The 12,485-nt window shown below is 70.9% G+C and carries 11 protein-coding genes and 1 pseudogene; 7 read left to right on the forward strand and 5 right to left on the reverse strand.

Translation table 11 applies throughout. The features are described from left to right. Nucleotides 1-416 precede the first annotated feature (416 nt). Nucleotides 417-980, forward strand: coding sequence for a hypothetical protein (locus tag ABZ272_RS31885; protein ID WP_355053655.1), 564 nt, complete (start codon nucleotides 417-419; stop codon nucleotides 978-980). A gap of 61 nt (nucleotides 981-1,041) precedes the next feature. On the opposite strand, the gene ABZ272_RS31890 is transcribed toward ABZ272_RS31885, so the two are convergent. Both ABZ272_RS31890 and ABZ272_RS31895 read right to left on the reverse strand, forming a co-directional pair. Further along, a complete protein-coding gene (locus ABZ272_RS31890) occupies nucleotides 1,042-2,505 on the reverse strand; it encodes an MFS transporter (protein ID WP_355053656.1) in 1,464 nt (487 codons plus the stop codon). Nucleotides 2,506-2,547: 42 nt separating this feature from the next. Beyond that, on the reverse strand, nucleotides 2,548-2,784 hold the full coding sequence (locus ABZ272_RS31895; RefSeq protein WP_355053657.1) for a hypothetical protein: 237 nt from the start codon (nucleotides 2,782-2,784) through the stop codon (nucleotides 2,548-2,550). 121 nt (nucleotides 2,785-2,905) lie between these two features. Between ABZ272_RS31895 and ABZ272_RS31900 the strand changes: the two genes are divergently transcribed. Both ABZ272_RS31900 and ABZ272_RS31905 read left to right on the forward strand, forming a co-directional pair. Next, complete coding sequence (locus ABZ272_RS31900; RefSeq protein WP_355053658.1) at nucleotides 2,906-4,060, forward strand: geranylgeranyl reductase family protein; 1,155 nt, start codon at nucleotides 2,906-2,908, stop codon at nucleotides 4,058-4,060. 259 nt (nucleotides 4,061-4,319) lie between these two features. Beyond that, nucleotides 4,320-4,493: a hypothetical protein gene (locus tag ABZ272_RS31905; protein WP_355053659.1), complete on the forward strand. Its 174-nt coding sequence runs from the start codon at nucleotides 4,320-4,322 to the stop codon at nucleotides 4,491-4,493. A 55-nt stretch (nucleotides 4,494-4,548) separates the two neighbouring features. Here ABZ272_RS31905 and ABZ272_RS31910 read toward each other — a convergent pair whose 3' ends face one another. From ABZ272_RS31910 to ABZ272_RS31920, 3 genes are all read right to left on the reverse strand, one after another. Beyond that, complete coding sequence (locus ABZ272_RS31910; protein WP_355053660.1) at nucleotides 4,549-6,339, reverse strand: 5'-nucleotidase C-terminal domain-containing protein; 1,791 nt, start codon at nucleotides 6,337-6,339, stop codon at nucleotides 4,549-4,551. 134 nt (nucleotides 6,340-6,473) lie between these two features. Then, nucleotides 6,474-7,133: a nucleotidyl transferase AbiEii/AbiGii toxin family protein gene (locus tag ABZ272_RS31915; RefSeq protein WP_355053661.1), complete on the reverse strand. Its 660-nt coding sequence runs from the start codon at nucleotides 7,131-7,133 to the stop codon at nucleotides 6,474-6,476. Next, nucleotides 7,130-7,471 carry a hypothetical protein gene (locus tag ABZ272_RS31920; protein ID WP_355053662.1) on the reverse strand — a complete coding sequence of 114 codons (342 nt, stop codon included), beginning with the start codon at nucleotides 7,469-7,471 and terminating at the stop codon, nucleotides 7,130-7,132. The genes ABZ272_RS31915 and ABZ272_RS31920 overlap by 4 nt, the downstream gene beginning before the upstream one ends. Before the next feature lie 122 nt (nucleotides 7,472-7,593). Here ABZ272_RS31920 and ABZ272_RS31925 point away from each other — a divergent pair, with 122 nt between their 5' ends. From ABZ272_RS31925 to ABZ272_RS31940, 4 genes and pseudogenes are all read left to right on the forward strand, one after another. Further along, nucleotides 7,594-8,589, forward strand: coding sequence for an RNA polymerase subunit sigma-70 (locus tag ABZ272_RS31925; RefSeq protein ID WP_355053663.1), 996 nt, complete (start codon nucleotides 7,594-7,596; stop codon nucleotides 8,587-8,589). Then, nucleotides 8,586-9,032: a DUF6069 family protein gene (locus ABZ272_RS31930; RefSeq protein ID WP_355053664.1), complete on the forward strand. Its 447-nt coding sequence runs from the start codon at nucleotides 8,586-8,588 to the stop codon at nucleotides 9,030-9,032. The genes ABZ272_RS31925 and ABZ272_RS31930 overlap by 4 nt, the downstream gene beginning before the upstream one ends. A gap of 72 nt (nucleotides 9,033-9,104) precedes the next feature. After that, nucleotides 9,105-12,377 carry a formate dehydrogenase gene (fdh, locus tag ABZ272_RS31935; RefSeq protein ID WP_355053665.1) on the forward strand — a complete coding sequence of 1,091 codons (3,273 nt, stop codon included), beginning with the start codon at nucleotides 9,105-9,107 and terminating at the stop codon, nucleotides 12,375-12,377. Beyond that, nucleotides 12,370-12,485: pseudogene (locus ABZ272_RS31940) on the forward strand (4Fe-4S ferredoxin); the annotation flags it as partial. The gene fdh and the pseudogene ABZ272_RS31940, both read left to right, overlap by 8 nt.

Raw genomic sequence — 12,485 nt, forward strand, 5'->3', positions numbered from 1 at the left:
GGCCCTCCGGGAATGACCCCGGACCGCCGGTCGCTATACCCCGGTCCCGGCGCGGCGAGCCCCGCCTCCCGCGGGTCGTGAGGCCCCGGGAATGGCCCCGGACCGCCGGTCGTTGCATCCCGTCCCGGCGCGGCGAGCCCCGCCCCCCGCGGATCGTCAGCCCCCGGGAATGGCCCCGGCCGGCAGGCCGTTACACACGGACCGGCCGCCACGAGCAACCCGCCCGCAGGCGCCAAGCCCCCCGGGAATGGCCCCGCCCCCCGGGTCGTTACACACGGACCGGCCACCACGAGCCCCCCCGCTCGCAGGCCGCCCCCAAAGACTTTGAGCGCCCGGACGAGGTGCTGACACCCCCGTCACCTGATCCCCCGAACGGTGACGTGTGGGTGTTTCCTACCCCCGAAGGAGCAACCCTGATGAACACGATCATCCGCAAGAGCATGCTGTCCATCGCTGGCCTCGCGTTCACCGGTGGCGTCTTCGCCGGCCCCATCGCCGCCCACGCCAACCCGGTCGACGCCAAGCCCGCCACCGCCGTCGCGGTGCAGACCGCGGCGCCCAAGCCCCAGGGCGACCAGTCCCACATCACCCTCAACGACGAGCAGACCGCCAACGCCAAGGCCATCATCGCCGCCACCAAGAAGGCGGGTCTGCCCGAGCGGGCCGCGGTCATCTCCATCGCCACCAGCCTGCAGGAGTCCAAGCTTCAGAACCTGGGCCACCTCGGCGACGCCAACGACCACGACTCCCTCGGCCTGTTCCAGCAGCGCCCGACCTCCGGTTGGGGCACGCCCGAGCAGATCACCAACCCGGAGTACTCGACGACGGCGTTCCTCAAGGGCCTCAAGCAGGTCGACGGCTGGCAGGACATGCCGCTGACCGACGCCGCGCAGACCGTCCAGGTCTCGGCCTACCCCGACGCCTACGCGCAGTGGGAGCAGCAGGCCACCGACCTGGTCGGCCAGTACTGGAACAGCTAAGAACCACAGATGGCCGGCACCCGACAACGGGTGCCGGCCATCGCCGTACCCGTGGATGGCGTCAGTGGTGGTGGTTGCGGAAGATGTCGATCAACGCCGCCACCAGCGCCAGCGCGATGATGCCCGTGGCGAGCAGCAACGACTTCTCGAAAGCTCCCGTCCAGTCGCCGTGACTGTCGGCCAGCGAGGAGAAGAACATCGAGCCGACCGCGGCGATGCCGGCGGCGGCGCCGATCCGCTGGCCGGTCTGGAGCATGCCCGCTCCGCTGCCGGCCTGGGGGACCGGCACCTGGGCGAGGGTGAGCGTCTGGTTGGGGGCGATGACCAGGCCGCTGCCGATGCCGGCGACGAGCAGCGGACCGGCGGTGACCCAGGGCGCCGGGGCGTGCGGCGCGAGGTGCAGGGCGAACACCGTGGCGGCCAGCCCGATCACCACGGCGAGCAGGCCGATGGCGACCAGGGGGCGGCCGAACCGGTTGACGATGCGTCCTCCGAGAGCGGACGCGGCGGCGGATCCGAGCGCGAACGGCGTGATGGCGAGACCGGCGACGAGCGCGCTGTAGCCGAGCCCGTTCTGCAGGAACAGCGTGAAGATGAAGAAGATCGCGGTGAAGCCGCCGAAGTAGATGAGCGCGATGAGCGACCCGAGCGTGTACGACTGGAAGGTGAACAGGCGCAGGTCGAACAGCGGTTCGCGGTGTCGCGCGTACCACCGTTCCCACAGGCCGAAGGCGACCAGCACCGCGAGGCCGGCCGGGATGAGCGCCCACTTCCACGGCGTACGCCATTGCTGCTCCTGCACGAGGGGCAGCAGGATCAGCACCACGCCGATGCCGAGCAGCAGCACACCGACCGGGTCGAGTCGACGGCGGCCGGGTTGCCCGTCGGGCCGACCGGGTAGCAGCCGCCAACCCAGGATCACCGCGACGATGCCGACCGGCACGTTGACGAAGAAGACCCACCGCCAGCCGTGCTCCTCACCGCCGAGGGCGATGAGCAGGCCGCCGAGCAGTGGCCCGACGGCGGTGGAGATGCCGATGGTCGCGCCGAGCAACCCGAACGGGCGGGCCCGCTCCGGCCCCCGGAACAACTGCTGGATCAGGCCGATCACCTGTGGGTTGATGATGCCGGCGGCGGCGCCCTGGAGCAGCCGGGCGGCGACCAGCCAGGTGGGTGAGGTCGCCAGGCCGGCGAGCGCGCTGGTCAGGGTGAACAACGCGATACCGAAGACGAACGCGTTACGCCGACCTCGGAAGTCTCCGAAGCGGCCGGCCGGTACGAGCACCAGACCGAAGGTGAGCGCGTACCCCGAGAGGACCCACTGCAGGTCGCTCGGGGAGGCGTTCAGCGCGCGGTCGATGGACGGCACCGCGACGTTGACGATGCTCACGTCGAGCAGTGTCATGAACGCGGCGACCAGCCCGACGCCGACGGCCTGCCAGCGTCGGCGGTTCTCGGCCGCGTCGACCGGCTGCGGCTCGCGCGCCGCGTTCATCGTGCCCCCCGTTGACGGTCGATCATGCATTCCTGACCGCTACCCCGACCAGCGGGGGCGAACCGCCCAGGGTCACGCCATCTGACGTGCGCAGAACCGAGGGCCGAAGTCGAGGCCGGCCATCGGCGAGTCCTCGCGGTGCAGCAGACCCTTCTCGGTGAGCTGGTGCAGCGGGGCGTGCACCTGCTCCTCGGTCAGCCCGGACCCTTCGGCGATCAGGTCCGGATAGGGCACCTGGCCGCGTGCTTCGAGGGTGGTGACCGCCTCGTACACCCGCTGCTCGACCTCCGACAGCTCCATCCGCTGCATGATCTCCTCCTTCGCCCACCCGCCGGACGCGGACGGTTGCGCCGCATCGGTTACCCCCTGCCCGACCGAAGATGCCCACCCGTTCGGGCGGTGGAGGGTGAGTACGCCCTACGCTGCGATGGTGATCGTCTGGGATCTGGTCGTTGTCGGCGCAGGCCCCGCCGGGCTCTCCGCGGCACACGCCGCGGCCCGCGCGGGCGTTCGTACCCTGGTTGTCGAGCGGGCCACGCACCCGCGCTACAAGACCTGCGGGGGTGGCCTCATCGGCACCTCCCTGGCCGCCGTGCGGGAGCGGATCGAGGTACCGGCGCACGACCGGGTCGACCGGGTGACGTTCACCCGCGACGGCCGGCGGGAGTTCACCCGGCGTAACGCCAGCCCGGTGGTGACCATGGTGCGCCGGGAGGAGTTCGACGATCGCCTGCGCGCGGCGGCGGTCGCCGCCGGCGCGCAGCTGCGTGAGCAGGTCGCGGTCCGCGCCATCGAGCAGGACCCCGAGGGGGTACGCCTGCGACTGGCCGACGGTACGACCCTGGCGGCCCGCACGGTGATCGGCGCGGACGGCTCGTCGGGGGTGACCGCCCGGCACGTGGGGGTGCGCTACCGCCAGGTGGATCTGGGGCTGGAGCTGGAGATCCCGGTGCCGCCCGCCGAGCAGGAGCGTTGGAGTGGGCGGCTGTTGCTGGACTGGGGGGCGATGCCGGGCTCGTACGCCTGGGTGTTCCCGAAGGGCGACCGGTTGACGGTCGGCGTCATCGCGGGCCGGGGCGCGGGGGAGGGAACACGTGCCTACCTGCGGCAGTTCGTCGACCGGTTGGGTCTGACCGGGCTGCCGGCGGCGCACGATTCGGGTCACCTGACGCGTTGTCGCGAGGAGGACTCGCCGTTGCGCAACGGCCGGGTGCTCGTCGTGGGGGACGCGGCCGGGCTGTTGGAGCCGTGGAGCCGCGAGGGCATCAGCTTCGCCCTGCGCTCCGGCGAGCTGGCCGGGGCGGCGGTCGCCGCCGGGGATCTGGCCGGGTACGAGCGGGCGGTCGCCGAGCGACTGACGCCGGAGATGCGGGCGGGGTTCCGGTTGCTCGACCTGTTCACCCGGCGCCCGGAGGTGTTCCACGGGCTGTTGGCGACCCCGCCGGGCTGGCGGATGTTCGTGCGCTTCTGTCAGGGGCAGGCGAGCTTCGACGACATGCTGCGCCGCCGACCGATCCGCGCAGCCCTGGCGGTGCTGGATCGCCTCCCAACCCCCCGCCGCCCGCCCGCCGACGCCCCTTCCTGAGCGCAAACCACCCGCCGTCCCAGCCCGCGCCGCGCGCCCAGCCTGCGCCGATCTTGCGTTTTCTGTGGCGACATTCCACGCGAACCCGCACACCTCGCCAACTTAGTGCAAGATCGCCGAAGGACGTCGCTATAGGCCAGGATCCTAGGATGGTCTACGGGGTGTGACGGCGTCCACCCAACGTCGACCATCTGTCAGCCAACGGACCGATGCGTCGCGCACCCGCCGTTGGACAATGACGGGGGAGTAGGGGGTGTCGATGGCCGAGCAACCGTTCACCGACGACGAGTACGCGTTCCTGCGCCACATCCGGTTCGGGGAGTTGCCACCCGCGGTCCGTCCGGAGGACCAGGTCGCGCTGACCGAGACCGATCCCGGGCGGGACCGGCCGGAGAAGGCCGAGGACCCGGTCCGCTGGAACGTGCAGGGCTGAACATACGCGGACGGGCCGCGGGTGTCGTCACCCACGGCCCGCCGTCACGCCGCGGTCAGAAGACCGGCACACCCTCGCGGACGAGACGCCAGTTGGGCTGGAAGAAGTCGTCCGGGTTGATGGTCCCCTTGGCCTGCGCCCAGTCGATGAGCAGCTGGCGGATCTCCTGCTGCGCGTTGTAGACCTGGGTCTTCACGATGCCGGGGAAGTTGCCGCCGCCGCTGCGCCGGTAGTTGTTCACCGCCACCACGAACTGCGCGTCGTCCGCGACCGGAGTGTCGGTGCCGGGCAGCACCAGTCGGGTGATGCGCTGGCCGACCGGCTTGGAGATGTCGATGTCGTAGTCGAGGCCGGAGATCACGTCGTAGTTGTAGTCCGGCACGGCCGGGTCGCTGATCTGCTCCGGGTCGACCGGCGCGCCCGGCGCGAGGGTGCGGAAGAACTTCGCCGAATACTCCAGGTACGCGCGTACCTCGGCGCCGCTGAGCACGACGGCTTCGAGGGTGTTGTCGTACACGTACAGGCCGGCCACGTCGCGGATCTTGACGTCTCCGGCGGGGAAGACGGCGGTACGGCTGAACGGCGCCGCGATCGACAGCACCGGCAGGTCCGCGTACGCGGTACCGGTCAGTGCCGCGCCGACCACCTCGGTCTGTACGTGGTTGATGAAGTCGAGGATCGGAGTGTCCTTGTACCGGGACTCCGCCGCCGACAACTCCACGATGGACGTGGCGACCACCTGGTTGACGTACGCCACGGTCTTGGCGTGCTGGGCCCGGACGGCCGCGAGCACCTTCGGGTCCTCGACGACCGTGTTGGTGTTCAGCATGGTGGCGGCCTTCTTGGTGATCGTCCACCGGCCACGCTCACGGGTGAGGGTGAAGTCCATCCGGGTGAGCCGCTGGCCCCACTTCGAGGGCTCGGAGAGCAGCACCTGCGTGCCGGTCCGCTCGTTGGTGACGAACCGCTCGACGACCTCGTTGTGGGCGTGCCCGAAGAGGATCGCGTCGATTCCGGGCACCTGCTGGGCGATCAGCGCCACCGGGTTCTCGTTCGGCAGCTCGGGGCCGTAGCTGGAGGTGCCGCTGTCGCCGCCGTGGGCCGAGATCAGCACGATGTCCGCGCCGCGCGCCCGCATGATCGGCACCCACTTCGCGGCGGTCGCGATCATGTCGTCGAAGCGTAGTTTGCCCTCGACGTTGCCCCGGTCCCAGATGGCGACGCCCGGGTTGGTCAGGCCGAGGATGCCGACCCGCAGGGTCGGCGCGGCGAAGCCCAGGGAGACCTTCTTGATGACGTACGGCAGGAAGGCCGGCTTGCCGGTCCTGGCGTTGACCGCGTTGGCGGCGAGGGCGGGGAAGCCGAGTTGGCGGATCCACAGGTCCAGCAGCGGCAGGCCGTAGTTGAACTCGTGGTTGCCCAGGGTCACGGCGTCGTAGTCGATGACGTTCATCGCCCGGGCCATCGGGTGCTTTTCGCCGGTGGCCGTGATGGGCTCCTGCTTGGCGTAGTACGTCGCCAGGGGAGTGCCCTGGATGGTGTCGCCGGCGTCGAGCACGAGCGTGGCCTTGCCGCGCCGCTCGCGGCGGATCTGGTTGATGAGGGTGGCCAGCTTCGCGACGCCGACGTCGTTGTGCTTGCTGTCGTCGTACTCGGCGTCCCGGTAGTAGTCCCAGTTGTAGACGTTGCCGTGCGTGTCCGACGTGCCGAGCAGCGTGAGGTCCCAGGTGCGCGACCGGGCGGGCCCCGCCGCCTGGGCGGGGGCGGCGGCGATCAGCGGGGCGGTCGCCGCGGCGGCGGCGACCGCGAGCACCTGGCGACGCGACGGACCGGATCCAGAGGTCATGACGTGCCCTTCAGTGGGGGTTGACGCGCCTCGTGAGCGCCTCGCGCACCATAACGAGCGCCTGTCACTCCCGCCACGTCAGCCCCGGTTTCCGCAGCACAGCACCGGGTAGGGACCCGGGTGGCCGCCCGGCGTCAACGGGGCCAGGGGGCGAAGCGTCGGCGTACCCGGGCGACGTCGTCCGGGCTCAGGCCGTAGCGGCCGAAGCGGGTGTCGGACAGCCGGTCGAGGTAGCGCCCGGCGGCGCGGACGTCGTCCGGGTCGAGCGCGGGGTCGACCTGCCGGGCCAGCACCAGCAGCTGCGTCACGTCGTAGTGCTCGAGCGCCGCCGCGACGTCGATGAAGTCGCGGACCTCCCGCCGGTTGACCAGCGCGGCGATCTTGTTGGCGACCAGGTCGCGGACGTCCATCACCGGGCCGAGGTCCATCACCACCGGGCTCTGCTGTCGGTCGAGTCGGGCCAGGCTGAGGCGGATCTGCCGTCCGTCGCGGCTCACCACGAAGTCCTTCATGTCCCGGCCGTACCCGTCGAACAGGTCGGCGAGGTCGCTGTCCGGGTCGGCGTCGGTGACGATGAAGCCGGCGCGCTCCAGGGCCGCGCGTACCCCGGCGGAGGCCGCCGCGGCGGCGCCCTCGACGTCGGCGAAGAGGTCCACGTCCTCGGTCGGCCGGGCGACCAGGCCGTGCGCGGCCCAGGCCACCCCGCCGCCGAGCACGAACCGGTACGGCCCGGCGGCGGTCAACGCCACCCGGGCCACCTCCCGGTAGAAGTCGTGCAGGTGTGGTGCGATCACGCCGCGCGCAGGCCGCGGTGCCGGCTCTCCCAGGCCTGGCGGACGCCCCGGGGCAGGTTGAGCAGCCGCCACACCCGTCGCAGCGTGCGCCCGTTGATGAGGGTGCGCAGGTCGTCGGCGCTGGCCGTCTCGCGCAGCACGTTCTCGTACATCCAGAGCAACTGGTCGGGGTCGCCGAGGTCGAAGGTGCGCTCGGCGTTCCACATCAACCGCACCGGCAACTCCACCACCCCACGTGTGGGGCCGGCCAGCTCGGTGAGCGTCCGCACCACGACAGCCGGACGGCCCGGGCGGGCCAGGAAGACCACGCCGGTCGCGGGGGGCGAGACGGCCTGCATGGTGTCAGGGTAACGCCCACCGGTCCAGGTGTCGCCGAGGAGCGTCCGACGGGTCGGGTGATGAGTTCTCGGGTCCGCTGCCGTCACAGGTGTGATGGGCCACGACGAGACGGGAGCAGGACGTGACGGGTACGGGCACGCGAGGGAAAGAACACGGCGCTCTGGCCGAGGTCGACGAGACGACCTTCGCGGGGTTGGCGCAGCGGCACCGGCGGGAGTTGCACGTGCACTGTTACCGGATGCTCGGGTCGTTCGAGGACGCCGAGGACACTGTGCAGGAGACGTTCCTGCGGGCCTGGAGGCGGCGGGAGACGTTCGAGGGCCGGTCGACGGTGCGGGCCTGGCTGTACCGGATCGCCACGAACGCCTGCCTGGACCTGTTGGCCAGGTGCCGCCCGGAGCCGGCCCGGGGTGGTGAGGTGCGGTGGTTGCAGCCGTACCCGGACCGGTTGCTCGACGAGCTGCCGGCGGGCGACGCGGACGAGCCGGAGGCGGTCGCTGTCGCGCGGGAGACGATCGAGTTGGCGTACGTGGTGGCGGTGCAGCACCTCGCGCCGCGTCCCCGGGCCGTGTTGATCCTGCGGGACGTGCTCGGCTGGCCCGCGAAGGACGTCGCCGAGCTGCTCGGGGATTCGGTGAACTCGGTGAACAGCGCCCTGCAACGGGCCCGGGCGGGCATGCGCGAGCACCTGCCCGCCGAGCGGCAGGACTGGACCGGTGGCGACCAGGACGCCGGGACGCGCGAGCTGGTGCGGCACTTCACCGAGGCGAGCGTGGCCACGGACATCGGCCGGCTCACCACGATGCTGCGCGAGGACGTGCGCTGCTCGATGCCGCCCACGCCCGGCCTGCACGTGGGCCGGGACGCGGTGGTGGCCGACTGGATCGGGGACGGCTTCGACAGCATGACGGGCCTGCGGGGTGTGCCCACCTCGGTGAACCGGCAGCCCGCCGTCGCGTTCTACCACTGGCGGGAGGCGGAGGGCGCGTACCTGCCGTTGACCATCGACGTCCTGCGCGTCACCGGCGGGGTGATCACCGAGATCGTCATCTTCGATGACGAGCAGTTCCCGCGGCTGGGGTTGCCGGAGCGCCTGTCGGCGGGCGGTGCGCGGTGAGCGTCTCGGCCCCGACCTATCCCACCCACCGGCTCCTCGGGCTCGTCGGTGTCGGCCTGGTCGCCACCGTGGCGGCGATGGCCACGACGACTCTCGCCGCCGCGCTCGCCGGGGCCGCCGGGGTCGACTTCGAAATTCCCGAGGGTGGCGAGGTGATCCCGGTGGCCGGGTTCGCCGTGGTGACGGGTGTCTTCTCGGTGGTGGGCGTCGTTCTCGCCGTCGTACTCGGTCGGTTCAGCGCGCGTCCCGCCGACCGGTTCCTGTGGACGGCGGTGGTGCTGACCGCGATCTCGCTGGTCCCGCCGTTTCTCTGCGGGGCAGCGCCGGTGACCGTCGTGGCGCTGGTCGTGCTGCACCTCGTCGCCGCGGCGGTGATGGTCCCGGCGCTGACGTGGCGCCTGGGCCGACTGGACCGTATCCCCGACGGACGGACGCTCGATTAGCGAAGACTCCTCATCTGACCTATGTTCGGGAGGTCGCTCGCTCGCGCGCTCACGGGCAAGGAGGTGTCGGGGATGGGTCTACGGACCTTCATCGAGGGTTGGCCGGTGTATCGCCAGCTCACCGGCACGGACCCGTTGGGCCGGGGCGCCGCCGCGAAGTCGGCCCGATCCCGATCGCTGACGGCGCGTACCGAGACCGCCGATTCGGTGGCGCGGTCGGTGTGTCCGTACTGCGCGGTGGGGTGTGGTCAGCGGGTGTTCGTGGCGGACGGGCAGGTCACGCAGATCGAGGGTGACCCGGACAGTCCGATCTCGCGGGGCCGGTTGTGTCCCAAGGGGTCCGCGAGCAAGAGCCTGGTGACGAGCCCGCTGCGGCAGACGACGGTCCGCTACCGCCGGCCGTACTCCACGGAGTGGGAGGACCTCGACCTCGACACGGCCGTCGACATGATCGCCGATCGGATCCTCGCGGCCCGTGCGGACACCTGGGAGGACCGCGACGCCGAGGGCCGGCCGCTCAACCGGACGCTGGGGATCTCCAGCCTGGGTGGGGCGACGCTGGACAACGAGGAGAACTACCTCATCAAGAAGTTGTTCACGGCGATGGGGGCGTTGCAGATCGAGAACCAGGCGCGTATTTGACACTCCGCCACCGTCCCCGGTCTGGGGGCCAGCTTCGGTCGTGGCGGTGCGACGGACTTCCAGCAGGACATCGCCAACGCTGACGTCATCGTCATCCAGGGTTCCAACATGGCCGAAGCGCATCCGGTCGGGTTCCAGTGGGTGATGGAGGCCAAGCGTCGGGGCGCGAAGGTGTTCCACGTCGATCCCCGGTTCACCCGGACCAGCGCGGTGGCGGACGCGTACCTGCCGATCCGGGCGGGGACGGACATCGCGCTGCTGGGTGGGGTGATCCGCTACATCCTCGACAACGAGCTGGACTTCCGCGAGTACGTCCTCGCCTACACCAACGCGGCGACGATCGTCAGCGACCGGTTCAGCGACACCGAGGACGGCGACGGGTTCTTCTCCGGCTTCGATCCCGAGACCGGCAGCTACGTGCAGGACAGCTGGCAGTACGAGGGCCACGAGGACTCCTCGGGCAGTGGACACACCGCGAAGGAGCGGGACACCGCCGCCGGGTTGGAGCACGAGTCGCATGGTGCGCCGGTGGGTGGGCAGACCCAGCGGGACGAGACGTTGCGGCATCCGCGGTGCGTCTATCAGATCCTCAAGCGGCACTACGCCCGGTACACGCCTGAGATGGTGGAGCGGGTCTGCGGCATCCCGCAGGACAAGTTCCTGGAGTTGGCGCGGGCGTGGACGGAGAACTCGGGCCGGGAGCGTACCGGGATGCTGGTCTACTCGGTGGGGTGGACGCAGCACAGCGTGGGTGTGCAGTACATCCGCGCCGGGGCGATCATCCAGCTCCTGCTGGGCAACGTGGGCCGTCCGGGTGGCGGGGTCATGGCGTTGCGCGGGCACGCGAGCATCCAGGGCTCGACGGACATTCCGACCCTGTTCAACCTACTGCCGGGCTACCTGCCCATGCCCCACCACGCCGACCACCCCACCTTCGACGAGTGGGTGGACAGCATCCGGCACCCCGGGCAGAAGGGCTTCTGGGGCAACGCCCGGTCGTACGCGGCCAGCCTGCTCAAGGCGTACTGGGGGGACGCCGCGACGCCGGAGAACGACTTCGGCTACGGCTACCTGCCCCGGCTGACCGGCGACCACGGCACCTACCAGCAGGTGCTGAACATGATCGACGGGAAGACCAAGGGGTACTTCCTGCTCGGCCAGAACCCGGCCGTCGGGTCCGCGCACGGCCGGGCGCAACGCCTCGGCATGGCGAACCTCGACTGGCTGGTCGTGCGGGACCTGTTCATGATCGAGAGCGCGACGTTCTGGAAGAACGGCCCCGAGGTGGCCACCGGCGAGATCGTGCCCGAGGAGTGCCGCACCGAGGTCTTCTTCCTGCCCGCCGCGTCGCACGTGGAGAAGGAGGGCACCTTCACGCAGACGCAGCGGCTGTTGCAGTGGCGGGAAAAAGCCGTCGAGCCGCCGGGCGACGCCCGCTCCGAGCTGTGGTTCTTCTACCACCTGGGCCGCCGGCTGCGGGAGAAGCTGGCCGGCTCGTCGTTGCCGCGCGACCGGGCGTTGCTGGACCTCACCTGGGACTACCCCACGCACGGTCCGCACGCGGAGCCCAGCGCCGAGTCGGTGCTGCGCGAGATCAACGGGTACGACGTGACGACCGGCCAGCCGCTGTCCAGTTTCGCCGAGGCCCGCGACGACGGCTCCACGGCCGTCGGCTGCTGGATCTACACGGGCGTGTACGCCGACGGCGTCAACCAGGCCGCCCGCCGCAAGTCCCGGCACGAGCAGGACTGGGTGGCCGCCGAGTGGGGCTGGGCGTGGCCGGCGAACCGCCGCATCCTCTACAACCGCGCCTCCGCCGACCCGGACGGCCGCCCGTGGAGCGAACGCAAGCGCTACATCTGGTGGGACCCGGAAAAATCCGAGTGGACCGGCCACGACGTGCCGGACTTCGAGAAGACCAAGCCGCCGTCGTACCGGCCGCCGGCCGGCGCGTCCGGTCCGGAGGGGATCGCCGGTGACGACCCGTTCGTCATGCAGGGCGACGGCAAGGGCTGGCTGTACGCGCCCAGCGGTGTCCTGGACGGCCCGCTGCCCACCCACTACGAGCCGGTCGAGTCGCCGGTGCGCAACCCGCTCTACCGCCAACAGGCCAACCCGACCCGTAAGTCGTACGCGCACCCGGTCAACTCGGTGAACCCGAGCCCGCCGCAGGAGCACAGTCAGGTCTTCCCGTACATCTTCACGGTCAGCCGCCTCACCGAGCACCACACCGCCGGTGGGATGAGCCGGACGGTACGACCCCTCGCCGAGTTGCAGCCGGAGATGTTCGTCGAGGTGTCGCCGGAGTTGGCCGCCGAGACCGGGTTGGCGCACCTCGGGTGGGCGCACCTGGTCAGCGGTCGGGCGGTGATCGAGGCGAAGGTGCTGGTCACCGACCGGCTCACTCCGTTGCGGGTGGACGGTCGGGTCATCCACCAGGTGTGGCTGCCGTACCACTTCGGGTTCGAGGGTCTGGTGACCGGCGACTCGGCCAACGACCTGTTCGGCATCACCCTCGACCCCAACGTCCTCATCCAGGAGAGCAAGATCGGTACCTGCGACGTACGGCCCGGCCGCCGGCCCACCGGGCCTGCCCTGCTCGACCTGGTCGGCGAATACCAGCGGCGGGCCGGGATCACCCCGGGTGGGCACGCGCCGGCCGTCACCACCGACCAGGAGGGGAAGGACAGCGGTGATTCCTGACCCGAACAGCCTCTACGGGCCGCTCGATCCGGCGCCGGACGCGGGGTACGTGGACGCGCCGCAGCGGATGGGGTTCTTCACCGATACGAGTGTGTGTATCGGGTGTAA

This window comes from Micromonospora sp. NPDC005979 (assembly GCF_040614415.1).
GTDB lineage: Bacteria > Actinomycetota > Actinomycetes > Mycobacteriales > Micromonosporaceae > Micromonospora.

What these genes read in the sequence shown, in the direction of transcription:
- ABZ272_RS31885 (WP_355053655.1), top strand. Translation starts at nt 417, where the DNA reads ATGAACACGATCATCCGCAAGAGCATGCTGTCCATCGCTGGCCTCGCG.
- ABZ272_RS31890 (WP_355053656.1), bottom strand. Translation starts at nt 2,505, where the DNA reads ATGCATGATCGACCGTCAACGGGGGGCACGATGAACGCGGCGCGCGAG.
- ABZ272_RS31895 (WP_355053657.1), bottom strand. Translation starts at nt 2,784, where the DNA reads ATGCAGCGGATGGAGCTGTCGGAGGTCGAGCAGCGGGTGTACGAGGCG.
- ABZ272_RS31905 (WP_355053659.1), top strand. Translation starts at nt 4,320, where the DNA reads ATGGCCGAGCAACCGTTCACCGACGACGAGTACGCGTTCCTGCGCCAC.
- ABZ272_RS31910 (WP_355053660.1), bottom strand. Translation starts at nt 6,339, where the DNA reads ATGACCTCTGGATCCGGTCCGTCGCGTCGCCAGGTGCTCGCGGTCGCC.
- ABZ272_RS31920 (WP_355053662.1), bottom strand. Translation starts at nt 7,471, where the DNA reads ATGCAGGCCGTCTCGCCCCCCGCGACCGGCGTGGTCTTCCTGGCCCGC.